Source organism: Bradyrhizobium sp. HKCCYLRH3061 (assembly GCF_051168015.1).
Taxonomy (GTDB): Bacteria; Pseudomonadota; Alphaproteobacteria; order Rhizobiales; family Xanthobacteraceae; genus Bradyrhizobium.
In genome coordinates, this window is the sequence record NZ_JBNPUE010000027.1 from 44,983 (window position 1) to 69,095 (window position 24,113).

A 24,113-nucleotide genomic window follows, 5' to 3' on the forward strand; every position below is an offset into this window, starting at 1 on the left:
ATTATCCTCCGATGCTCCAGAACACCGACCAGGGTGGCAGGCGATCGCCGGGCGTGCCGCCCCAGATCGGCGTGCCCGCCGAGCCGCTGCGCGGCGCGGGCACCTCGTTGTCCGAAACGTTGGCGAGCAACCGCAGCGTCGCGCCGTCGCCCATCGTCCAGTGCGCAGTCAGGCAGCCATCCTCCGTCACGTCGGCCTTGCCGAAGGATGCGCCCGGCAGCCGCGGTGCCACCTCCCTGTGGCGCACGGCGAGGAGCCCGCGCACCAGCGTCAATCGCTCGCGTCCCGGCGATGCGTTGCGGGCGTCCCAATCGATGATCGCGGATCTGAACGTCTCGATGTCCAGAGGGTCCGGGACCTCGTCGCCATACTTGGCGTATGCCCACTCATATTCCTTGCGGCGCCCCTTGCGAACGGCGTGCGCGAGATCGCCCTGGAAATCGCAGAAGAACGGGAAGGGCTGCTTCGAGCCCCATTCCTCGCCCATGTACAGCATCGGCACGGTCGGTGCGAGCAAGGTGACGGCCAGCGCAGCTGCGATCCCTTCCGGCGGCGCCAGCGATTCCAGCCGGTCGCCGAACACGCGGTTGCCGATCTGGTCGTGGTTCTGCAGGAAGTTGACGAACGCCGCGGGGGCCAGATGACCGCTTGGTTCACCCCGGGCCATGCCACCCCAAAAGGCGGCCTGCTCGCCTTGATAGACAAAGCCCGAGGCGAGCGCGCGAGCAAGCCCGCGCCGCGGCGATTGTTGGTAGTCGCCGTAGTAGCCGCCGGTCTCGCCGGTCAGCATCACATGCCAGACGTGGTGATAATCATCGTTCCATTGCGCGCGAAACTTGCCCCGCGGCGGATCTTCTGCCGCGTCGAGCATGCTGGCCCGGTTATCACCGTTCTCGAGCACGAGATGGATGTGACGCCCTGTCTGCTCGACGAGCCTGCCGACGGCGGCGCTGAGATCATGCAGCATCGGGATCTCACCCTCGTTGGCGAGGATGTGGTTGACGGCATCGAAACGCAGCCCGTCGAAGCGATAGTCCGTCAGCCAATGCAGCGCGTTCTCGATCGCGAAGGCGCGCACTTCGGGGTGCCGGAAGTCGATCGCGCTGCCCCACGGCGTGTGAGCGTCCGTGAAGAAGGTCGGTGCATACAGGCCGATGTAGTTTCCTTCGGGGCCGAAATGGTTGTAGACGACGTCGAGGAAGACCATCAGCCCGCGCAGATGCGCCTCGTCGATCAGCGCGCGCAGATCATCGGGACGCCCATAGACGCTGTCCGGCGCGTAGAGCAGGACGCCGTCATAGCCCCAGTTGCGGGAGCCGGCGAAGTCCGCCAGCGGCATCAGCTCGAGCGCGGTGATGCCGGTTTCGACGAGATGATCGAGCTTGTCGATCATCGCGCCGTAGGTGCCTTCCGTCGTGAAGGTGCCGACATGGCTTTCGAGAAACACGGCGTCCTGCCATGGACGGCCGCGCCATTTTTCGGAGCGCCAGGTGTAGGCGCGGTGGTCGATGATTTCGCTCGGGCCGGAGACATCCTCTGGCTGGAAATCCGAGCCGGGATCTGGAACGTCGAGTTCATCATCAATACGAAACTTGTACCGCGTGCCGGCGCCGACCCCGGCGACGTCGAGCGAATACCAACCACCATCCCCGCGCTGCATCTCATGCTTGACGTCGAGGATCAGATCGACGCGCTTGGCGGCGGGCGCCCACAGCCGGAACGTCGTGCCGTCCTGCGTGAGCCGAGGTCCGAATTGACGGCCGTTCATGACTGGCCCGCATACGCCAGCACGGAGCGGGGCGGGGCCTTGAGGTCCGTGCCCGACGCGAAGTCGATCGGCGTCTGCTGGGCTTCGGTGGTGTTCAGGACCTGTTGCCACGTCTTGTATTCGGCGAGCTTGGGCAATTTGAATCCGATCTCTTCGGGAGCCGCGTTCAGAACGATAAGGATCGGAGCCTGCTCCTGTTCCACCGGAGCGAGCACATAGGCGAGAAATCGTCCGTCAGGAAAGGTCCAGTCGGTTTGCGTCATCTCCTCCGCCGAAGGCGTCAGCCACAGCACGCCGAAGCTTCCGTCCGACCGGCGGCCGTCGAGCCAGCGGCGCGCGCGAATCTGGCCGAAGCGGCGGCGCAGCTCGGTCATGTGCGCGATGAAGTCGATGAGATCATCGCCCTCGCGGCCCATGCCGCTCCAGTCCACCCAGCCGACCTCGTTGTCCTGGCAATAGGCGTTGTTGTTGCCATGCTGAGAGTTGCCGACCTCGTCGCCTGCGAGCAGCAGCGGCAGGCCCTGCGCGAGCAACAGACAGGCGAGCTGGTTCTTGCGCGACTGCCGCCGCAGCGCTGTGATCGCCACGTCGTTGGTCGGCCCCTCATGACCGAAATTGTTGCTGAGGTTGTCGTTGGAGCCGTCGCGATTGTCCTCGCCGTTCGCCTCATTGTGCTTGCTGTTGTAGCTGAAGAGATCGGCCAGCGTGAACCCGTCATGGACGGTGACGTGATTGACGCTGGCGCGCTGGGTGCGGCCGTCATGGTTGAAGATGTCGGAAGAGCCGGTCATGCGGCTCGACACCTCGCCGATCAGGCTGCCTTCGCCGCTCCAGTAGCGACGCATGGCGCTACGATAGCGGTCGTTCCATTCGGACCATTGCGAGGGGAATGCGCCGACCTGATAGCCGCCGAGACCGACGTCCCATGGCTCTGCGACCAGTTTGACGCTCGCCAGCACCGGGTCCTGGCGGATCGCGGTCAGGAAGCCGCTGCGCCGGTCGAAGCCGTGCTTCTCGCGCGCGAGCGTGGTGGCGAGATCGAAGCGGAAGCCGTCGACGTGGCAGACTTCGACCCAATAGCGCAGCGAGTCCATCACCATCTGCAGCACGCGCGGATGGGTCAGGTTCACCGACGAGCCGCAGCCGGTGAAGTCGTCGTAGAAGCGCGGATTGTCCGGCTGCAGCCAGTAGTAGGATGCGTTGTCGATGCCGCGGTAGCACAGCGTCGGGCCGAGATGGTTGCCCTCGGCGGTGTGATTGTAGACGACGTCGAGCATGACCTCGATGCCGGCATCATGCAGCCGCGCCACCGTCGTCCGGAAGGCATCGAGCGGATTGTCCTGCGCGTAGCGCAGCTCCGGCGCGAAGAACGAGATGGTGTTGTAGCCCCAGTAGTTGACCAGCTTCTTCTCGACCAGCATGCGGTCGTCGATGAAGGCGTGGATCGGCAAGAGCTCGATTGTGGTGACGCCGAGCCGCTTCAGATGCTTGATCATCGCCGGCGACGACAGACCGCCATAGGTGCCGCGCAGGTTGGGCGGCACGTCGTCGCGCTTGTTGGTCAGGCCCTTGACGTGAGCCTCGTAGATGATCGTGTCCTCCCACGGGATCTGCGGCCGCATCTCGCGCCGGCCCCAGTTGAAGGTCTCGTCGATGACGACCGCCTTGGGCATGCCGCGGGCGTTGTCGCGCCGGTCGAACGAGAGGTCCTCGCGCGGCGAGCCGGCGCGGTAGGCGAAATGGGCATCGCTCCAGACCAGCCGGCCGGCGAGCCGCTTGGCATAGGGGTCGAGCAGCAGCTTGTTGGCATTGAAGCGGTGGCCGCGCTCCGGCTCGTACGGGCCGTAGACGCGGTAGCCATAGAGCTGCCCTGGCGAGACGTCGTTGAGATAGCCGTGCCAGACATCCTCCGTCCGCTCCGGCAATTCGATCCGCTCGATCTCGCGCCGGCCCTGGCTGTCGAACAGGCAGAGCTCGACCTTCTCGGCATTGGCGGAGAACAACGCAAAGTTGGTCCCCCGTCCGTCCCAGGTTGCTCCGAGACGGGCGTGGCTTCCAGCGGCCAGGCGCATTGCGTCAGGCTTCCGGGAGGAGAAATACCGCTGCCATGGGCGGGAGGATGAGGTTGAGCTGGTGTTCTTCAGAGGCATGGACCTGGCCGACATTGCCGACATTGCTGCCGCCATAATGCAGGGAGTCGGAATTGAAAGCTTCCCTCCATCTGCCGCCGAACGGCACGCGGACCCGATAATTGTAATACACGTTGGGCGAAAAGTTCACGACCACGACGCAGCGCGCGTGCTCATCGTAGCCCTTGCGCACCCAGGCGAAGACGTTGCGGTCGGAGTCGTCGGTGATCAGCCACTCGAAGCCGTCCGGTTCGCAGTCCCGCTCGTGCAGCGCCGGAACGTTGCGGTAGAGGTGGTTGAGGTCGCGGATCAGGGCCTGGATGCCGGCATATTTGGCGTCGCCGAGCAGGTGCCAGTCGAGCGAGGTATCGTGATTCCACTCGCGCTCCTGGGCGATCTCGCAGCCCATGAACAGCAGCTTCTTGCCGGGATGCCCGAACATGAAGCTGTAATACGCACGCAGGTTGGCAAAACGCTGCCAGTCGTCGCCGGGCATCCGGCCAAGGATGGAGCGCTTGCCGTGCACCACCTCGTCATGCGACAGCGGCAGGATGAAGTTTTCCGAAAAGGCGTAGTGCAGGCCGAACAGGATCTCGCCGTGGTGATATTTGCGGTGGATCGGGTCCTTGCTGATGTAGCGCAAGGTGTCGTGCATCCAGCCCATGTTCCACTTGTAGCCGAAACCGAGCCCGCCCATGTCGACCGGGCGGGACACCTGCGGCCACGCCGTGGATTCCTCGGCAGCCGTAGTCGCCTGCGGGAAATGGCCGAACACCTCGATATTGGTCCGGCGCAGAAACTCGATGGCCTCGAGGTTCTCGCGCCCGCCATATTTGTTCGGAATCCAGCCGCCGGAGGGACGGCTGTAGTCGAGATAGAGCATCGAGGCGACGGCATCGACGCGCAGGCCGTCGACGCCGTAGCGCTCCAGCCAGAACAGCGCGTTCGAGCGCAGGAAATTGGCGACTTCGGTGCGGCCGAAATTGTAGATCAGCGTGCCCCAGTCGAGATGCCGGCCCTGCATCGGGTTGGCGTGCTCGTAGAGCGCGGTGCCGTCGAAATGACCGAGGCCGTGCGGATCATCCGGGAAATGGCCGGGCACCCAGTCGAGCCACACCGCGAGGCCCTCGCGGTGGCACGCATCGACGAGCGCACAGAAGTCCTCAGGACTGCCGAAGCGGCTGGTCGGCGCGAACAGGCCGGTCGGCTGATAGCCCCAGGAGCCGTCGAACGGATGCTCGCTCACGGGGAGGAATTCGATGTGGGTGAAGCCCATGTCGCGTGCATAGGCCGGCAGCTGCTCGGCGAGCTCGCGATAGGTCAGCCATTGATTGTTGTCCTTGCGCCGCCAGGATCCGAGGTGCACCTCATAGATCGAGACGGGCCTGTTCAGCTTGTTGATGTCATGCGGCGCCGGCCGAGGGCGCGGCAGGCTGGTCTCGTCGACCACGATCGACGCGGTCTTGGGACGCATCTCGGCCGCGAAGGCCATCGGGTCGGATTTCAGCGGCAGGTGCTCGCCCTGCGGACCGATGATGTCGAATTTGTAGTGGTCGCCGGCCCTGGCGCGGGGAATGAACAGCTCCCAATAGCCGTTGCCGCGCACGCGCATCGGGTGGCGCCGCGCATTCCAGAAGTTGAAGTCGCCGACCACGCTGACGCGGCGCGCGTTCGGCGCGAGCACGACGAAGCCGACGCCATCGACGCCGTCGATCACCATGGGATGCGCGCCGAGCTTGTCGTAGAGCCGCTCGTGGTTGCCTTCGCCGAGCAGGTGCAGGTCGAAGTCGCTCAGGATCGGCAGGAAGCGATAGGGGTCCTCGAGGTCGGTGACGTGGTCGCCGAATGTCGCCCGAAAGCGATAGCGCTGCAGCGATGGCATGGTCCCGGTGAACAGGCCGGCATCATGGATGCGCGTCAGCGGGGCGACGTCGCCGTGCTCGCCGACCACTTCGACGCGGGACGCCTCGGGCAGGAAGGCGCGCACGACAGCGCGCCCGTCGACATTGTGCTGACCGAGATAGCGAAACGGGTCGGCGTGCCGGCCCTCGATGATCGCAAACGCCTCGGGAGAAAGATGGGTCATGAGGACTCGCTGACTGATGCTGGCTCGGACAGGACGCGAAGCAGGTTGCTCAAAGCGATGCGCAACCAGTCCGGCCGGTGAGCCAGATCATATTCGAGCGCTCCGAGGGCTTTTTCCAGCATGAAAAAGTTAAGGAGCGCCTCCGCCGTATGCGGATCGTCCGGCCAGAGGCGCTGATTGGCCTTGATCTCGCGATAGCCGGCCAAAAAGGCCGTCGCGGCCTGGTCGCGCCATTCCGACAGCGCCGCGGCGATACGGCCGTGATCGTCCGGGCCCGCCCTCAGAGCGCGCTCCTGGGCGACGCGGACCGAGCAATCGATCGAGCGCAGGAAGCCTGCGATGTCGCGCGCCGGCGGCGCCTTGCGCCGACGCTCGGCGAGCGGCTGCTCCTCGTCCCCGTCGAAATCGATGATGAAGATATCGTCCTTGACGATGAGGATCTGGCCGAGATGGAAATCGCCATGCAGCCGGATGTCGCAGCCGCCGATCTGGTGCGGGATCAGGCTGCTCAGGCGCTCCGATATCTCACCACGCCTCGCGAGCACCTGATCGGCCAGCCCTCGTTCCGGGTCCTTGAGGCGATCGCGGCGCTCGCTCAGGCCCGTCAGGACTCGGCTTGCCTGGGCGCGCAGCCGGTCGATCCAGTGACCGAGATGATCTGCGGTGGTCGGCTCCGGCGCAAAATCGGCGATGTCGTTGCGTGAGGCCAGGGCCGCATGCAGCTCTCCGGCCCGCCGTCCGGCTTGCGTCATGTAGCGCAGATAGGGCGGCAGCTCCTCGCTCTGGCGCGCGTCGCCGCTCGCGGCGAACACGCGCTGATCGTCGATGTAGCGGTCGAGATAGGCGGCGGTCACGGTCCAGCCGTCACCCTGGTTCTCGACAAAGCCATGGACGCAGCCGATCGTCTGCCGCTCACCGTCCTGGATCACTTCGACGCTGCCGAGCAGCGGCGGCACGTTGGCGAAGCCGATGGTCTCGGTCAGGAAGCGACCGACGTCGATCTCCGGATGCGATCCGGCCTCGAGCTCGCGATGGAGCTTGATGAAGAACTCGTTGTTGACGACAGCCTTGCTGCTGCAACGGTCGGTCTCGATGATGCGCACCTGTTCCGACTCGCGGATCGGCTTGTCGGGAAATCGCGACGTCGGACGGAATTCCAGTCGTATCCCGTTCTCTTCGACCACAAGTGACTGTGCAAGGTTGCGCAGCAGCAGCGCCAGAAAGATGGGATTGGTGGCGGCATCCAGCAGGGTGCCCTCGCGGGCGCCCTGGCGCACGGCGGCGAATGCCTGCGGATTATAGCGCTCGCGGTCGAAGCGGACCCACTCGATCTGCATCGGCAGCAGGTAGCGCTGCTCGTCCTTGCGCTCGGCCGACTTGAAGAAGATCAGCCACGGCCTGTTGTCGCCGATGTCACAGAACGGGATCGCGGAGGTCAACGTCGGATGGATCGCCTCAGGCGAGCGTTCGGGATACCAGCGCGTGCGCGCGAGGTGGCCGGGAAGCACGTCGCGCTCGAACAGGCTGCGGGTGCGCGCCAGCGACACCCAGGTCGAGCCGAGCGGGACGACCAGCGTCTCGAATTCCGGCACGGCGCGCTGAACGACCGGCTCGGACTTGTCGCGCTCCTTGAGCTGGAACCAGTAGAAGCCGTAGGGCGCGAGCGTGATCATGTAGGGCAGCTCGCCGATCGCGGGAAAGCGCGACCGGCCGAGCATCTCGATCGGCACGCGATCCTTGAACGGCGAAAGATCGAGCTCGGTCGCCTGTGCCGAGCGCGACAGGTTGGCGACGCAGAGGATCACCTCGTCCTTGTATTGCCGCACATAGGCCAGCACCGACCGGTTGGCCGGGCGGATGAAGCTCATGGTGCCCCTGCCGAAGGCCAGCGTCGACTTGCGCACCGAGATCAGCTTCTTGGTGGCATTCAGCAGCGACGACAGGCTGCGCGACTGCGCTTCGACGTTGACCGCCTCGTAGCCGTAGACCGGGTCCATGATCATCGGTGCGTAGAGCCGTGCGGGGTCGGCACGCGAGAAGCCGCCATTGCGGTCGGGCGTCCATTGCATCGGCGTACGCACGCCGTTGCGATCGCCGAGATAGATGTTGTCGCCCATGCCGATCTCGTCGCCGTAATAGATGATCGGCGTGCCCGGGAACGACATCAGCAGCGAGTTCATCAGCTCGATCTTGCGCCGGTCATTGTCCATCAGCGGCGCGAGGCGGCGGCGAATGCCGACATTGATGCGCGCGCGCGGATCGTTGGCATAGGTCGACCACAGATAGTCGCGCTCGACATCGGTCACCATTTCGAGCGTCAGCTCGTCATGGTTGCGCAGGAACAGCGCCCATTGGCAGGTCGAGGGGATATCGGGCGTCTGGCGCAGGATGTCGGTGATCGGGAAGCGGTCTTCCTGGGCGATCGCCATGTAGAAGCGCGGCATCAGCGGGAAGTGATAGGCCATGTGGCACTCGTCGCCCTGGCCGAAATACTCCTGCACATCCTCAGGCCACTGGTTGGCCTCGGCCAGCAGCAGCTTATCCTTGGCGTAATTGTCGAGCTCGACACGCAGGCGCTTGATGATCGCATGCGTCTCCGGCAAGTTCTCGTTGTTGGTGCCGTCGCGCTCGCAGAGATAGGGAATGGCGTCGAGCCGGAAGCCGTCGACGCCGGCATCGAGCCAGCGCTTCATCACCTGGACGATCGCGTTGACCACGCGCGGATTGTCGAAGTTGAGATCCGGCTGGTGCGAGAAGAAGCGGTGCCAGTAGAACTGGCCGGCCTCGGGATCCCAGGTCCAGTTGGACTTCTCGGTATCGGTGAAGATGATTCGCGTGCCGAGATATTTCTGGTCGGTGTCGCTCCAGACGTACCAGTCGCGGGCGCTGGAGCCGGGCGGGCTGCGCCGGGCGCGCTTGAACCAGTGATGCTGGTCGGAGGTGTGGTTGACCACGAGCTCGGTGATCACCCGCAGGCCGCACCGCTTGGCCTCCTGGATGAAGCGCTTGAACTCCTTCATGGTCCCGAAATCGGGATTGATGCTGCCGTAGTCGGCGATGTCGTAGCCGTCGTCGCGGCCGGGCGAGGGGTAGAACGGCAGCAGCCACAGTGTGGTGACGCCGAGGTCCTGCAGATAATCCAGCTTGTCCGTGAGGCCGGCGAAGTCGCCGACGCCGTCATTGTTGCTGTCGGCGAACGCCTTCACGTGCAGCTGGTAGATGATCGCGTCCTTGTACCAGAGACCGTCGCCGTCGGTCTCGGTCTGCAGGCTCGGCGTATCCAGGGATGACATCAGGTTCATGAGGCCCTCACCTAGGAGAGAGGATGATGATGCGGCTGCGATCGGAGGCGTCTCGAAAGATGTCTCGGCCTCGACAGATGCGGCTCTCCTCAAAAGAGGGCAGAATAGGGGAGAAAGCGTCTTTGAGGGCGACGCTCTCGAACGTGTGCGCAAATTTGTTCACGGTGATGCCATTGACAAGAAAACGGCGTCCCGGTTCGCTAGAAACCGAGACGACCCCCTTACAAAGCGGCAAGGCTCGTTTTGTTCCCCGGGGAACGACGGCCTTGGCGCGGCGTTAGAGGCTTATCCTCTTGCTGTCCCACAACAATTTTACGACGTACGACTTGCCGTTACGTCCAGATCGCGTGCCGAATGGATCTCTACAGCGAAGCCCATAGTCTCGGAATCCTGACAGAATTCTACGATGGTCAGGGGCAGCGTCGCGTCACCGACGAAGCGGCACTCAAGATCATCGTGGAGGCCTTTCCCAGGCCCACGCCGCACCGGCTGCTGAGCGGTGCGATCGTGATTCGGTCCGGCCAGCCGGCGCGCAGCCGCCTGAACGAGGCGGCGAAGCTGCCGGTCAGGTGGACCATCAGGCGTGGCGACACCGAGATCGCAAAGGGAGACGCCGGCGAGGCCCTGGTCGAGTGGCCGGGTGATCTGCCGGTCGGCAGCTACCGCCTCGAGCTGGTGGATGCGTCATCCTACCGCGAGGAGCTGCCGCTGCTGGTCGCGCCGGCGAAGGCCTTCGCCGGCGATTTCGACCGCGTCTGGCTGCTGGCGGTCCAACTCTATGGCATCCGCTCGGCCCGCAACTGGGGCATGGGCGACTTCACCGACCTTGCCAATCTCATCACGCTTTGCGCCAAGCTCGGCGCCGATGGTGTCGGGCTCAATCCGCTGCACGCGTTGTTCGACGACCGGCCGGGTGACTTCAGTCCCTATGCACCGAACAGCCGGCTGTTCCTGAATGCGCTCTATGTCGATGTGGAGCAGGCGCCGGGCTTTGCGAAGGGGCCCGGCAGCAAGGTGCTGGAGCCGCTGCGACAAGCCGAGCTGGTGGACTACAAGGGTGTGGCGGCGTTGAAATGGCCGGCCCTGCGCGCCGCCTTCGACGCCTTCATGGCCGCGCCCGACGCCGCGGCCGCTGCGGAGTTCAAGGCCTATCGGGCCGAGCGCGGCGAGCTGCTGGCGCGCTTCTCCTGCTTCGAGGTGTTGCGGCATCGCTTCCAGAAGCCCTGGTGGGACTGGCCTGAGGAGTGGCGGCGGCCCGATGCCGCGCGCTGCGCGGCGCTGCTCAGCGGCCCCGACCGGAGGGAGGCCGAATTCATCGCCTATGTGCAGTGGCTCGCCGAGCGACAATTGCGCCATTGCCGGGATCTCGCGCATCGGCTGGGAATGAAGGTCGGCTTGTATCTCGACGTCGCAGTCGGCGTTCAATCCGACGGCTTCGATGCCTGGAACGAGCAGGGCGCCATCTCGCGCACGCTGTCGGTCGGAGCGCCGCCCGATCCGTTGAACACGGTCGGGCAGAACTGGGGATTGGCCGGCTTCAACGCGCCGGGGCTGGCGCTGAGGAATTTCGAGCCGTTCCGGGAGATGATCAGGGCGTCGATGCGCCATGCCGGCGCGATCCGGCTCGATCACGTGCTCGGTTTGAAGCGGCTCTATCTGGTGCCGCACGGATTTCCGGCCAAGCAGGGCGCGTATGTGCAGATGCCGTTCGATGCGCTGCTCGCCGCGACCGTCATCGAGAGCGTGGCCAACGACTGCATCGTCATCGGCGAGGATCTCGGCACCGTGCCTGAAGGCTTTCGCGAGCAGATGGCCGATTGGGGACTGTGGTCCTACAAGGTGATGATCTTCGAACGCGACGACAACGGCCGCTTTCGCGACGTTGACTTCTATCCGCCGAATGCGCTGGTGACGCTGAACACCCACGACCTCTCGACCTATGCCGGCTGGCGCTCGTTCGGCGATCTCAAGACCAAACGCGGGCTGGGCATCGATCCCGGCGAAAGCGACCAGGATCGCTGGGACGCCTTGGGGCTGTGGGACGAGGTGCTCCGCCACAACGGCATTCAGGCCAACGACGTCCACTCGGCGATCGCCTTCCTGTCGCGGACACGGTCGCGGCTGCTGGTGATTTCCCTGGAGGATCTGCTGCAGGTGGTCGATCAGCCCAATATTCCCGGCACGATCGACGAGCATCCGAACTGGCGCCGCAAGATGCCGGTCAAGCTCGAGGACATCACGGGTGCGACCAGCGTCGCGGCGTTGAAGGCGGCGACCGCCGAACGGATCAGCCCGGCCGGCGTTTAGAATGCGGGGATCGAGGGGGCAATTGCACGCGGATGCCGAATGTCCTGCAGGATCGAAGACTACGCGCTGATCGGTGATTGTGAGACGGCTGCCCTCGTAAGCCGAAACGGTTCGATCGACTGGCTGTGCTGGCCGGCGTTCGATTCCGACGCCTGTTTCGCTTCCCTGCTGGGCGATCGCAGCCATGGCCGCTGGCTGATCGCGCCACGCGGCGATATCCGCTCGACGTCCCGCCGCTATCGTGGCGACAGCCTCATCCTCGAGACGCGGTACGAAACCGCGACCGGCACCGTCGAGCTGGTCGATTTCATGCCGCCGCGGGGCAGCGCCTCCGACGTCGTCCGGCTGGTCCGCGGCGTCGCCGGCCGGGTCGCCATGCGGATGGAGCTGATCATCCGTTTCGGCTTCGGCATCGAGATTCCCTGGGTCAAGCGCTCCGAGGATCGCTCCGCGCTGCTTGCCATCTGCGGCCAGGACATGGCGGTGCTGCATACGCCGATCGCCACCCGCGGCGAGGACATGACCACGGTTGCGGAGTTCGAGGTCGCGGCCGGCGACACCGTGCCGTTCGTGCTGACCTACGGTCCCTCGCATCTACCGGTGCCCAAGGCGATCGATCCGCTTCAGGCGCTTGATGACACCGAGACCTTCTGGGCCGACTGGTCGCGCCGCTGCACCTATCAGGGCGAGCACCGCGAACTCGTGATGCGCTCGCTGATCACCCTGAAGGCGCTCACCTATGCGCCGACCGGCGGCATCGTCGCGGCGCCGACCACGTCGCTGCCGGAGAAGCTCGGCGGCCGGCGCAACTGGGACTATCGTTTCTGCTGGCTGCGTGACGCGACGTTCACGCTGCTCGCGCTGATGAACTCGGGCTACACCGAGGAAGCGCTGGCCTGGCACAACTGGCTGCTGCGCGCCGCCGCCGGCGCACCGGCCTATATGCAGATCATGTACGGCATCATGGGCCAGCGGCGGCTGATGGAGTGGGAGGCCGAGTGGCTGCCCGGCTACGAAGGCGCCCGGCCGGTGCGGATCGGCAACGCCGCGCACGCCCAGCTCCAGCTCGACGTCTACGGCGAGCTGATGGACGCCTTCCACCAGGCCCGCATGACCAGGCTCAAGCTGGAAGACGGCACATGGGACCTGGAATGCGCGGTGCTCGATCATCTCACCGACGTCTGGGACCAGCCCGACCACGGCATATGGGAACGCCGAGGCGACGGCCGTCACTACGTGTTTTCCAAGGTGATGACCTGGGTGGCGTTCGATCGCGCGATCAAGAGCGCGGAGAAATTCGGGTTCAAGGCGCCGCTGGAGCGCTGGCGGCGGCTGCGCGAGACCATTCATCGCGACGTCTGCGCCAAGGGTTATGACGAAAGCCTCGGCAGCTTCGTCGAGTCCTATGGCTCGCGGTTGCTCGATGCCAGCCTGCTGCTGTTGCCGGCGGTCGGCTTCCTCCCCAGCTCCGATTCGCGCATTCGCGGCACGGTGGACGCGATCGAACAGCATTTACTACGGGACGGCTTCGTGCTCCGGCACGATCCGCGCGATGTCCCTCCGGACGAGCAGCAGCCGATCGAAGGCGCGTTCCTTGCCTGCACGCTGTGGCTGGCCGACGCCCATGTCCTGGCGGGCGATACGGAAAAGGCCGAGACGCTGTTCCGCCGCGTGGTGAACATCGCCAACGATGTCGGACTGCTGGCCGAGGAGTACGACAGCGAGGCCCGACGGCAGACCGGTAATTTTCCCCAGGCGCTGACGCATATCGCGCTGATCAACACGGCGCAGAATCTGAGCAGCGCCAGGAAGGCCAGCGACAAACCCGCAAGGCAGCGGTCGGAGGCCTGAGCTCCCGCACGTCAGCTTGCGGATCAGCCTTGCGCGTTTTCCGCCAGGATCATCTCCATGGCATTGGCAAAGCCTTCGTCCTGATTGGACGTGGTGATGCGCTTGGCTTTGCTCTTCACCTCGTCACTGGCATTGCCCATGGCGATCGACAATCCGCTCACCTCGAACATCGCGACATCATTGTGCATGTCGCCGATGGTCGCGACTTGGTCGAGCGGGATACCGAGCCGCTGAGCCATCGCGCTGACGAAGGTGCCCTTGTCATGTCCGGGCGGAGTGATGTCGAGATAGTAGCTCTGCGAGCGCACCGCTGTCGCTTCCGCGCCCAATGCCTGCTGCATCTGGCTCTCGCAGCCCGCCAGCAGCGCGAAATCGCTGCTCGCGCCGACGATCTTGCAGGCGTTCGCCAGATAGGGCGAGAAATCGCCGACGATCGTCGGCTCCGCGCGTATCGCGCGCCGCTCGTTCGGGACGTACTCACCGTCCGGATTGCGCGTCACCCAGGCGTCGTTGGTGAAGACCCAGATGTCGACGCCGGCTTGATGCAGCAGGTCGACGCAGCGTGCGGCGGCCGCGGGCGGGATCAGGCTCTGCTCGAGCGGGCGCATGGCGGCGTCGACGATTGAGCTGCCGTTGAACGGCCCCACCGGAAGGCTGATCTGCAGCGGCTCGATCAGAAAGCGCATTCCGATCGCGGGGCGGCTCGAGGTGAGCGTGAAGCCAACGCCGGATTCGTGCAGCCGCCGCGCCGCCTTCGCGGCCCGTTCGGTCAGAACCTTGTCCTTGGTCAGCAGCGTGCCGTCGACGTCGGATACGACGAGAGCGATGCGGGTCATGAGCCCTTCCTGTTTGCGGTCAGGCTCGTCCCTGACCGCTGTGAAGCTGTTGCAGGATGTCGTCCACGATCGCCGCGACCGGCGCGTCGACCGAGACCGTGATGGGATGCTCGGGGGTGCCAGGCGGTTCCAGGGTGGCGAACTGGCTGGTGAGCAGGCCCGGCGGCATGAAGTGCCCAGCGCGATGCTTCATCCGCTCGCCGATCAGCTCCTGAGTGCCTTGGAGATAGACCATGCGGACATCGTCGCGGCCGCCGACCAGGATATCGCGATAGGCCTTCTTGAGCGCCGAGCAGGCGATGATGATGTGCTGGCCCGCGCTGCGGCATTGCGCGATCTCCGTGGCAATGGCATGCAGCCAGGGCCAGCGATCCTCGTCGGTGAGCGGGTGGCCCGCGCTCATCTTGGCGACGTTCGCGGGCGGGTGAAAGCTGTCGCCATCCTCGAAGCGCCAGCCGAGGCGTTGGCCCAATGCTTGCCCGATCGTGCTCTTGCCGGAGCCGGAGACGCCCATGATAATGAGCGCATGGGGCAGGTCAGATGTCGCCACTTTGCCTCTCCGGCCAGGCCTCGCTGTCGATCAGCAGGATCGTCTCCCGAATCGAGCGGGCGCGATTGGCGGGCAGGTCTTCGCCGGCCAGCACGCGCGTCATGATCGCGCGCTTGTCGGCGCCGGCGACCTCGAACAGCATGGTTCGGCAGGAGGCGAGCGCAGGCAAGGTCAGGCTGATCCGCGGCACGAAGGGTGCGACGTGAGCCTTGTCGACGCCGACAACCCAGCGATCGGCGATATCAACAGCGGGAAAGCCGGGGAATAGCGACGCGACATGGCCGTCGGAACCGATTCCGAGCAGCACGAGGTCGAACAGCGGCCGCGCAGAGTCGAGCCGCGCGGCGCCGTAGAACGCTTCCAGCGCGCGCTGATAGTCGCAGGCACTGGCCTCCGGGTCCGATCTATCGGTCGCGATCGGGTGGATGTTGGCGGCCGGCGCGCAGGCATCGAGGAACGCGTGGCACGCCATGGTCATGTTGTGCAGGGGATCGCCGGGCGGAACATATCGTTCGTCACCGATGAACCAGTGCACGCGCGTCCAGGGAATCCGCTCGCGATACGCGTCCGTCGCCAGCAGCTGATAGAGCTGCTTCGGGCTCGATCCCCCGGTGAGGCAAACGGCTATCGTCGCCGGATTGGCATCGATCCGGGCCAGGAGATGTTCGGCCGCGACCCTCGCCATCGTCGCCCGGTCGGCGACGCGCACGAGGTTGCGGTCCTGCGGTCCGACCACGGCTAAACCAGCTTGCGCCAGCTGCGGCCGTCGCGGGCCAGCAGATCGGCCGCCGCCTCAGGTCCCTCGCTGCCGGCCGCGTAGGAATGCAGGCCATCGCGGCCGGCCTTCTTCCAGGCCTCGATGAATGGCTCGACGGCCTTCCAGCCGGCCTCGACGCTGTCGGCGCGCTGAAACAGGATGTTGTCGCCGATCATGCAGTCATAGATCAGCGTCTCGTAGCCGGTGGCGGGCTCGGCCTGGAAATAGTCCTTGTAGTTGAACTTCATCTGCACGCCGTCGGTGCGGATGGTCGGCCCCGGGATCTTGGTGTTGAACTGCAAGGTGATGCTCTGGGTCGGCTCGATGCCGATGACGAGATAGTTCTCGGCCAGGGTCTCGATCGGGGTGCAGCTGAACATCGCGAACGGCGCCTGGCGGAACTTGATCGCGACCTCGGTGCGCTTGGCGCCGAGCGCCTTGCCGGTGCGCAGATAAAACGGTACGCCGGCCCAGCGCCAATTATCGATGGTGAGCTTGAAGGCCGCGTAGGTCTCGGTGGTGCTGTCGGGGCGAACGTCCTTGCTCCTCACATAATCCGGCAGCTCGGCGTCGCCAATCATGCCGGCCGTGTACTGGCCGCGCACCGAGTTGAGCAGCGCCTCCCGTTCGCTCAATGGCTGGATCGCCGACAGCACCTCCGCCTTCTCGGAGCGGACGGTATGCGCATCGAACCGCGCCGGCGGCTCCATCGCCACCAGCGAGAGCAACTGGAAGAGATGGTTGGGGACCATGTCGCGCAGCGCGCCGGTCGCGTCGTAGAAGCTGCCGCGCGTGCCGACGCCGAGCTTCTCCTCGACGGTGATCTGAACGTGGTCGATGTGATGCCTGTTCCAGATCGGCTCGAACATGCCGTTGGCGAAGCGCAGCACCAGGATGTTCTGCACCGTCTCCTTGCCGAGGTAATGATCGATCCGGTAGATCTGGTGCTCGGTCACGAGTTGCAGCAGCGTGTCGTTCAGTTTTTTGGCCGAGGCGAGATCGGTGCCGAACGGCTTTTCCACCACAAGGCGGCGCCAGGCCTTGCCGTCCTCGCGAAGCAGCCCGACGCGCCCGAGCTGTTGCGCGATCGGCGCAAAGGCGCTCGGCGGCGTCGCCATATAGAACAGCCGATTGCCGTGGGTCTCCCGCGCGGCTTCGAGCTTTTCCAGCCTCGCCTTCAACTGATCGAAGCTTTCCGGCTCCTTCGGATCGGCCTCGATCGCAGTCACACATTGCAACAGGCGCTGCGCGATCTCATCCTCGATTGGGCGTGTGGCGTATTTGCGCAGGCCCTCCATGAGATTGTCGCGCAGTTGCTCGCTCGACACGCCCTTGCGGGCAATGCCGACGATGCAGAACCTGTCAGGCAGCAGATGATTGGCCGCGAGATTGTAAAGCGATGGCAGAACGAGCCGATGGGTCAGATCGCCGGTCACACCGAAGATCACGAAGGCGCAGGCGTCAGGCTTCTGATGTCGCGGCTGGTGCGGATACAGCGGGGTCACGCGCGGTCGTCCCTGGGCTTGACGATCCCAGGCGCGCTCTGGCGCGCCGGATCTGGGTGCTGTTCGGGCTCCTTGTGCCCGCCGAAGCCTTCGCGCATCGCCGAGAGAATCTTCTCAGCGAAGGTGTGCTCCTGGCGCGAGCGGAAACGCGCGAACAAAGCGGCCGTCAGCACCTCGGCCGGCACGGCCTCGTCGATCGCCGCGTTCACGGTCCAGCGGCCTTCGCCGGAATCCTCGACATAGCCGGAATATTTCTCCAGGCCGGGCTGCCGCGCCAGCGCGCTGGCGGTGAGGTCGAGCAGCCAGGACGGAATGACGCTGCCGCGGCGCCACACCTCGGCGACGTCAGCGAGATCGAAGTCGAAGCGATGTGCCTCGGGCAGCGCCTCGCTGTTCGCGTTCCTGAGGATGTCGAAGCCCTCGGCATAGGCCTGCATCAGGCCATATTCGATGCCGTTGTGGATCATCTTGACGAAGTGGCCGGCGCCAGTCGGCCCGGCATGGATGTAGCCCTGCTCGACGCGCGGGTCGCGGCCGTCACGGCCCGGTGTGCGCGGGATGTCGCCGATGCCTGGCGCCAGCGTCGCGAAGATCGGATCGAGCCGGTCGACGACCGGCTTGTCGCCGCCGATCATCATGCAGTAGCCCCGGTCAAGGCCCCAGACTCCGCCGGAGGTGCCGACGTCGACATAGTGCAGACCGCGCTCCCTCAGCGCCTTGCCGCGGCGGACGTCGTCCTGCCAGAAACTGTTGCCGCCGTCGATGACGACGTCGTCTTGGCTCATCAGCTTGGTGAGCTGCTCGACGGTGGCTTCCGTGATCTTGCCGGCCGGCAGCATGATCCAGGCGTGCCGCGGGGGAGCGAGCTTGCCGACGAATTCCTCAAGGCTCGCGGCGCCCACCGCACCTTCGGAGACCAGCGCAGCGACCGCCTTTGCGTCGCGATCATAGACCACGCAGGCGTGTCCCGCGCGCATCAGGCGGCGCACGATGTTGCCGCCCATCCGCCCGAGACCGATCATTCCCAATTGCATCGACGACGCCCTTCCTAGCTCAGCGCTTCACTGATCGCGCTGTCGAGCATCTTCAGGCCCGATTTCAGATTGCCCTTGAGATGGACCCGAAGAGCCCGGCGCCCGCGCTCGGTGAGCACGTCGAAATCGCCGCGCGCCTGCGCCGCCTTGATCACGCCGAAGCTCGCCTTCTGCCCGGGGATGGGCAGATCCTCGGCGTCGTCAGCCGTGATCTGGAGAAACACGCCGCTGTCCGGACCGCCCTTGTAGGCCTGGCCGGTCGAGTGCAGGAAGCGCGGACCGAACTCGGCGCAGGTGGCGAGGTGCTTGGCATCGCGCAGCCTCAGCCGGATCCGCTGTAGCGTGTCGATATTGCCGGCGTTGCGGTCGACATAGCCGAGCAGGGCGATGTAGTCGCCGGCGCCGGCGCGGCCAAGATGCGCCTTCAGCCAGGACGTGAGCGTGCCGTCGGCGCCATGCTCGCGCAGGCTCTCGGCGTTCTGAGCATCGGTGTAGAGCTCGCAGCCCTTGATCGATGCAACCGGCTGCTCCTCCGGCAGCGCGCCGCTCTGCTCGAACGCCGCCGTCAGCTCGCGGGTCTTGATCTTGGCGGCTTCGACGTCGGGCTGGTCGAACGGGTTGATGCCGAGCACGGCGCCGGCGACGGCGGTCGCCATCTCGAAGCGGAAGAATTCCTGCCCGAGCTGGTCGATCGACGTCATGACGATGCGCACGACCGGATGGCCGGCCTCCTCGAGCGCGGCGAGCTTCGCATCATGGCCGGTCACGTCGTCGCCGTCGACCTTGATATCGATGAAGAAGCGGTCGCTGCCATAAAGCTCAGGCGACGCCACCGGTTCGCCCTCGATCGGGACCAGGCCCTTGCCCTCCTTGCCCGTGGACTCCGCGATCAACTGCTCGGCCCAGGCGCCGAAATCGGCGATCTTGGGCGAGGCGAAGATCGTCACCTTGTCGCGGCCTTCGAGGCCGGCAAGCCCCATCGCCAGACCGAGCTGCACGCCCGGGTTCTGCAGCGGCGGCACGTCCGGTCCGCAGGAGCGCACCATCGACAGCGCCTGCGTGATCAGCTTGCGCACGTCGATGCCCGCGGTCGCGGCCGGCACCAGGCCGAACGGCGACAGCACTGAATAGCGGCCGCCGATGCTCGGCTCGCCATGGAAGATGCGGGCGAAGCCTTGCGCCTTGGCCGCCTTCTCCAGCGACGAGCCGGGATCGGTCACGGCAATGAAGCGGTGGCCGGCCTTGTTCGGCCCGATCGCCTCGGACACACGCGCGAAGAAATAGTCCTTCATCGCGTTCGGCTCGGTGGTGCCGCCCGACTTCGAGGAGACGATGAACACCGTCCTGGTGATGTCGATCGCCTTCTCCATCGCGCGCACCTGCGCGGGATCGGTGGAGTCGAGCACGTGCAGCCTGGGGAAGCCGGCCTTGCGCGGAAAGGTCTCGGCCAGCACCTCCGGCCCGAGGCTGGAGCCGCCCATGCCGAGGACCACGGCGTCGGAAAACTTCTGTCCCTTCACCCGCTGCGCATAGTCCTCATAATCGGCGATATCGGCCTTGTCAGCGCTAGTCAGCCAGCCCAGCCATTTGTGCTCGTCATGGCCGGTCCAGACCGTCGCATCCTTGTGCCAGAGCCGGCGGATCCTGGCGTCCTTGCGCCAGTCCTCGGTAGCGGAGGCGACCTTCTTCTCCAGATCAGCAGCAATGGCGATCGTCTGCTGCCCAAGTCCTGCTCCCAGCACGACGGCGCGCTTGTGCGCAACCGCGCCGTAGAGCTTGTCGGCGGCGTCCGCGAACTGCTTGACGCCGTCGACCACGAGATCCGCGGTGATGTCGTCGAGGGATATGCCGGTCTTCGCCAGATCCTCCAGGGCGGCCCGGGCGGCGTCGACGTCTTCCTCCAGACTGTCGCGCACCTCTCCGTGATCGCGGAAGGCATCCAGCGTGGCCGGCGGCACGGTGTTGACGGTGTTCGGTCCGATCAGCTCCTCGACATAGAGGACGTCGCGGTAATCCTTGTTCTTGGTGCCGGTGGAGGCCCAGAGCAGTCGTTGCGGCTTGGCGCCGTGCGCGGCCAGCCGCTCCCAGCGCGCGCCGGCGAACAGCCGCTTGTAGTCCTGATACGCCATCTTGGCGTTGGCGATGGCGATCCTGCCCTTGAGCGCGGCCAGCCGCTCCTTCTCCGAGGGATCGTTGGCCTGGGCGATCTTCGCGTCGAGCTGCTTGTCGACCACACTGTCGATGCGGCTGACGAAGAACGACGCCACGCTGGCGACATGCGACGGATCACCGCCGGCGGCGACGTAGGCTTCGAGGCCGGCAATGTAGGCTTCGGCGACCTGCCGGTAGACTTCTTGCGAAAACAGCAAGGTGATGTTGACGCTGATGCCCTTGGCGATCAGGTGCTGGATGGCCGGCAGGCAGGCGTCGGTCGCCGGCACCTTGATCATCAGATTCCTGCGGTCGACCGCCTTCCAGAGCTGCTCTGCCTCGGTGATGGTCGCTTTGCTGTCCATCGCCAGATAGGGCGAGACCTCGAGGCTGACGAAGCCGTCATTGCCATCGAAGCGGTCGTAGACGGGCCGCAACACGTCGGCGGCATTCTGGATGTCCTCGACGGCGACGGCCTCGAACAGCTGCGTCGGCGATCGATCGCCGTTCTTCAGCGCCGTGGCGATCGGCGCGTCATATTCATCGGAGCTGCCGATCGCCTTCTCGAAAATCGCGGGATTCGAGGTGACGCCCTTGACGCCATCCTCATCGATCAGCCGCTTGAGGTCGCCCCTGGCGACGAAGCCGCGTGCGAGGAAATCGAGCCAGACCGCCTGGCCGTGTTCTTCGAGAGCTTTGACCGGATTCATGATGCCTATCTATGTGCGTCGGCTTGCTTTTTCGGGTTCCCGCCTGGCGGCCTGCCAGGTCGTGGACCTCACATGAACAACTATGCGCCAGCCCACAGGAGAACGCCATTCATAATGGATTGATCCCTCTGGAATCCCAAGAGCTTCGTACCGGGTGCGACGTGCCGGCGGCGTGCGCTCGGCGGGAGACTTGCAGGCACTCTGAAGCAGGCAGTCTGAAGCCTGCGGCCGGCCGTTCGACCAAGGCGGGGGAAAGGCCCGCCAAGCGCGGCCGGTGTTCGGCTCGCGTCGGTCTCTGCGACTCCCGCGCCGGAGGTCTCCCATCGTGGGCGAGCAAATGCCGTCGATCAAACCTTCTCCGCCTTGCAATGCTGGAAAGGGGCCACATGTGTTCTGGGTAATGGTGCCTCACGTCACAGATCAAGGCGAGCGTGTTGCGATTGTCGCCTCGGCTGCGCCTCGTGATTGGCGGATAACCCATGATGCTTTCTGCTTGCAGACATTCGGTGGCGAGCCGCACCCTGATCATGGCAATGATCAGCATCGAGTGATCCGTCCGGCTTCGGCGGTGCGTTGCGTCACGACATTCGGTTCTAGCGGTGAACATGTGTGCGGATGGCGCTGTGAGATGCGCGCGTTCATCGCTCGCCGGGTCATGATGACATCGTATGAGCGCCGGCCGATGCGCTTGCAGCTTGGCTGTGTCTGTTTGACCAGCCGTGGCTGGCGCGCATCACGTCGCGCCACGAATGACACATTCGCTGCCTGGCGCAGATGCGCGACGATTGGCGTTCACTCGCGGTTCACTTCCGGAAGGGAGACTGATTGCGGAGCTGTCACGCCACCAGTTCACGTGGCTTCACAACACCTTGTGCGGCGCAGGAAGACTACGGTGCCGGGGTATTGCGGATGTTGCGAAGCAGAGACAATGAGGTACAAATGGGGAGAGTCGGCCGGCTTTTGCCGAACTATTGAGCGAAGTGCATGTTGATAGGGCATATGCTGCATGCACTTTGCGTTGCGGAAAAGGACGAAGACGGTGCCCAATGGGGGCTAGCGCGCTTCACTCTGAGTCGGTTCGGGATCAGCAGGAACGTACTTAGATCTCGGCCCGTTGCAGCAGTGCGGCGGAACCTACGTGGAGAGGGATCATGTACAACGATTCGTTGTTCAACGCGTTCGCAAGGTCGTTCGAGGCACGCAGCCAGACCGACATGTCGATGCAGGAATATCTAGAATCGTGTCGAACCGACCCGATGCGATACGCGAACGCCGCTGAACGACTACTAGCTGCGATCGGTGAGCCTCAGATGATCGACACGGCCAAGGACCCACGCCTTGGCCGTATTTTTTTGAACCGGACGGTTCGGCTGTATCCCGCGTTCGCCGGCTTCTATGGCATGGAAGACACGATCGAGCGCATCGTCGGCTTCTTCCGCCACGCCGCGCAAGGTCTCGAAGAGCGCAAGCAGATCCTCTATCTGCTCGGACCGGTCGGCGGCGGCAAGTCGTCGCTCGCCGAACGGCTGAAGCAGTTGATGGAAGCTCATCCGATCTACGTGCTCAAGGCCGGTGATGAGCTGAGCCCGGTCTTCGAATCGCCGCTCGGCCTGTTCGATCCCGACACGCTGGGCCCGATGCTCGAGGAGAAATACGGCATTCCGCGCCGCCGTCTATCCGGTTTGATGAGCCCGTGGTGCTACAAGCGACTCGAAGCCTTCGGCGGCGACATCTCGCAGTTCCGCGTCGCCAAGATCCAGCCGTCGCGGCTGCGGCAGATCGCGATCGCCAAGACCGAACCGGGCGACGAGAACAACCAGGACATCTCCTCGCTGGTCGGCAAGGTCGACATCCGCAAGCTCGAAACCTACGCCCAGAACGATCCCGACGCCTACTCCTATTCGGGCGGCCTCAACCGCGCCAACCAGGGCATCCTCGAATTCGTCGAGATGTTCAAGGCGCCGATCAAGATGCTGCATCCGCTGCTGACGGCGACGCAGGAGGGCAACTATATCGGCACCGAGAACATCGGCGCGATCCCCTATAATGGCGTGATCCTCGCCCATTCCAACGAGGCGGAGTGGCAGAGCTTCAAGACCAACAAGAACAACGAGGCCTTCATCGACCGCATCTGCGTCATCAAGGTGCCGTACTGCCTGCGCGTCACCGAGGAGCGCAAGATCTACGAGAAGCTGATCCAGGGCTCCGAGCTCGCCACCGCGCCCTGCGCGCCGGCGACCCTGGACACCCTGGCCCGCTTCTCGGTGATGTCGCGCCTGCGCAAGCACGAGAACTCGACCTTGTACGCCAAGATGCGGGTCTATGACGGCGAGAGCCTGAAGGAGTCCGATCCGAAGGCGCGCAGCGTGCAGGAATATCGCGACGCCGCCGGCGTCGACGAGGGCATGGACGGCATTTCCACCCGCTTTGCCTTCAAGGTCCTGGCCGCGACCTACAATCACGACACGGCGGAAGTGTCCGCCGATGCCGTGCACTTGATGTATGTGCTGGAGCAGTCGATCAAGCGCGAGCAGCTGCCGGAGGAGGTCGAGAAGCGCTACCTCGAATTCATCAAGGCGGACCTCGCGCCGCGCTACGCCGAGTTCATCGGCCACGAGATCCAGAAGGCGTATCTGGAATCCTACTCCGATTACGGCCAGAACCTGTTCGACCGCTACGTCGACTACGCCGACGCCTGGATCGAGGATCAGGACTTCAAGGATCCCGATACGGGACAGCTGCTCAATCGCGAGCTGTTGAACCAGGAGCTGACCAAGATCGAGAAGCCGGCCGGGATCGCCAACCCGAAGGACTTCCGCAACGAGGTTGTCAAGTTCTCGCTGCGCTCCCGGGCCCAGAACGGCGGAAAAAATCCGTCCTGGACCTCCTACGAAAAGATCCGCGAGGTCATCGAAAAGAGGATATTCTCGCAGGTCGAGGATCTGCTTCCGGTGATCTCGTTCGGTACCAAGAAGGACGGCGAGACCGAGAAGAAGCACGACGACTTCGTCGCGCGCATGGTCGAACGCGGCTACACCGAGCGGCAGGTCCGCCGGCTGGTCGAGTGGTACATGCGGGTGAAGCAGGCAGGTTGATCGCGGTCCGGCGCCGATGTTCACTGCATGTG

13 protein-coding genes are annotated in these 24,113 nt (G+C 64.8%); 3 read left to right on the forward strand and 10 right to left on the reverse strand.

The window, feature by feature from the left end; translation table 11 throughout:
- Position 1: 1 nt before the first annotated feature.
- The 4 genes from treZ to treS are packed head-to-tail and all read right to left on the reverse strand — an operon-like array spanning position 2 to position 9,285.
- Positions 2 to 1,768, reverse strand: coding sequence for a malto-oligosyltrehalose trehalohydrolase (gene treZ / locus ACQR2C_RS30710; protein ID WP_434882802.1), 1,767 nt, complete (start codon positions 1,766 to 1,768; stop codon positions 2 to 4).
- A complete protein-coding gene (gene glgX / locus ACQR2C_RS30715; RefSeq protein WP_316239225.1) occupies positions 1,765 to 3,840 on the reverse strand; it encodes a glycogen debranching protein GlgX in 2,076 nt (691 codons plus the stop codon). Before glgX ends, treZ begins: the two co-directional genes overlap by 4 nt.
- A 4-nt stretch (positions 3,841 to 3,844) precedes the next feature.
- Positions 3,845 to 5,983: a 1,4-alpha-glucan branching protein GlgB gene (glgB, locus tag ACQR2C_RS30720; protein WP_434882803.1), complete on the reverse strand. Its 2,139-nt coding sequence runs from the start codon at positions 5,981 to 5,983 to the stop codon at positions 3,845 to 3,847.
- Complete coding sequence (treS, locus tag ACQR2C_RS30725; RefSeq protein WP_434882804.1) at positions 5,980 to 9,285, reverse strand: maltose alpha-D-glucosyltransferase; 3,306 nt, start codon at positions 9,283 to 9,285, stop codon at positions 5,980 to 5,982. The genes glgB and treS overlap by 4 nt, the downstream gene beginning before the upstream one ends.
- Positions 9,286 to 9,639: 354 nt before the next feature.
- On the opposite strand from treS, the gene malQ reads away from it, so the two are divergent.
- Complete coding sequence (gene malQ / locus ACQR2C_RS30730) at positions 9,640 to 11,592, forward strand: 4-alpha-glucanotransferase (protein ID WP_434845527.1); 1,953 nt, start codon at positions 9,640 to 9,642, stop codon at positions 11,590 to 11,592.
- A 39-nt stretch (positions 11,593 to 11,631) separates the two neighbouring features.
- Positions 11,632 to 13,443, forward strand: a complete 1,812-nt coding sequence (locus tag ACQR2C_RS30735) for a glycoside hydrolase family 15 protein (RefSeq protein WP_315805430.1) — start codon at positions 11,632 to 11,634, stop codon at positions 13,441 to 13,443.
- Positions 13,444 to 13,466: 23 nt separating this feature from the next.
- Here the strand turns inward: ACQR2C_RS30735 and ACQR2C_RS30740 are convergent, their stop codons facing one another.
- The 6 genes from ACQR2C_RS30740 to ACQR2C_RS30765 are packed head-to-tail and all read right to left on the reverse strand — an operon-like array spanning position 13,467 to position 20,986.
- The gene (locus ACQR2C_RS30740; protein ID WP_316239230.1) at positions 13,467 to 14,279 is read right to left on the reverse strand and encodes an HAD family hydrolase; all 813 of its coding nucleotides are present in this window, start codon (positions 14,277 to 14,279) and stop codon (positions 13,467 to 13,469) included.
- Between the two features lie 19 nt (positions 14,280 to 14,298).
- Entirely contained in the window at positions 14,299 to 14,793 is a 495-nt protein-coding gene (locus ACQR2C_RS30745) for a gluconokinase (protein WP_316177739.1), read from the reverse strand.
- A 22-nt stretch (positions 14,794 to 14,815) separates the two neighbouring features.
- A complete protein-coding gene (gene pgl / locus ACQR2C_RS30750) occupies positions 14,816 to 15,565 on the reverse strand; it encodes a 6-phosphogluconolactonase (RefSeq protein WP_315805433.1) in 750 nt (249 codons plus the stop codon).
- 2 nt (positions 15,566 to 15,567) lie between these two features.
- Complete coding sequence (zwf, locus tag ACQR2C_RS30755; RefSeq protein ID WP_316239233.1) at positions 15,568 to 17,091, reverse strand: glucose-6-phosphate dehydrogenase; 1,524 nt, start codon at positions 17,089 to 17,091, stop codon at positions 15,568 to 15,570.
- On the reverse strand, positions 17,088 to 18,125 hold the full coding sequence (gnd, locus tag ACQR2C_RS30760; protein WP_316217657.1) for a phosphogluconate dehydrogenase (NAD(+)-dependent, decarboxylating): 1,038 nt from the start codon (positions 18,123 to 18,125) through the stop codon (positions 17,088 to 17,090). The genes zwf and gnd overlap by 4 nt, the downstream gene beginning before the upstream one ends.
- A 14-nt stretch (positions 18,126 to 18,139) precedes the next feature.
- A complete protein-coding gene (locus tag ACQR2C_RS30765; RefSeq protein ID WP_434882805.1) occupies positions 18,140 to 20,986 on the reverse strand; it encodes a bifunctional transaldolase/phosoglucose isomerase in 2,847 nt (948 codons plus the stop codon).
- A gap of 1,151 nt (positions 20,987 to 22,137) precedes the next feature.
- Between ACQR2C_RS30765 and ACQR2C_RS30770 the strand changes: the two genes are divergently transcribed.
- Positions 22,138 to 24,081 carry a PrkA family serine protein kinase gene (locus tag ACQR2C_RS30770; RefSeq protein WP_315805437.1) on the forward strand — a complete coding sequence of 648 codons (1,944 nt, stop codon included), beginning with the start codon at positions 22,138 to 22,140 and terminating at the stop codon, positions 24,079 to 24,081.
- Positions 24,082 to 24,113 lie beyond the last annotated feature (32 nt).

Bases quoted from the DNA above. Each gene is read 5' to 3' on its own strand.
- treZ (WP_434882802.1), bottom strand. From the start codon at position 1,768: ATGAACGGCCGTCAATTCGGACCTCGGCTCACGCAGGACGGCACGACG.
- glgX (WP_316239225.1), bottom strand. From the start codon at position 3,840: ATGCGCCTGGCCGCTGGAAGCCACGCCCGTCTCGGAGCAACCTGGGAC.
- glgB (WP_434882803.1), bottom strand. From the start codon at position 5,983: ATGACCCATCTTTCTCCCGAGGCGTTTGCGATCATCGAGGGCCGGCAC.
- treS (WP_434882804.1), bottom strand. From the start codon at position 9,285: ATGAACCTGATGTCATCCCTGGATACGCCGAGCCTGCAGACCGAGACC.
- malQ (WP_434845527.1), top strand. From the start codon at position 9,640: ATGGATCTCTACAGCGAAGCCCATAGTCTCGGAATCCTGACAGAATTC.
- ACQR2C_RS30735 (WP_315805430.1), top strand. From the start codon at position 11,632: ATGTCCTGCAGGATCGAAGACTACGCGCTGATCGGTGATTGTGAGACG.
- ACQR2C_RS30740 (WP_316239230.1), bottom strand. From the start codon at position 14,279: ATGACCCGCATCGCTCTCGTCGTATCCGACGTCGACGGCACGCTGCTG.
- ACQR2C_RS30745 (WP_316177739.1), bottom strand. From the start codon at position 14,793: ATGGGCGTCTCCGGCTCCGGCAAGAGCACGATCGGGCAAGCATTGGGC.
- gnd (WP_316217657.1), bottom strand. From the start codon at position 18,125: ATGCAATTGGGAATGATCGGTCTCGGGCGGATGGGCGGCAACATCGTG.
- ACQR2C_RS30765 (WP_434882805.1), bottom strand. From the start codon at position 20,986: ATGAATCCGGTCAAAGCTCTCGAAGAACACGGCCAGGCGGTCTGGCTC.
- ACQR2C_RS30770 (WP_315805437.1), top strand. From the start codon at position 22,138: ATGTACAACGATTCGTTGTTCAACGCGTTCGCAAGGTCGTTCGAGGCA.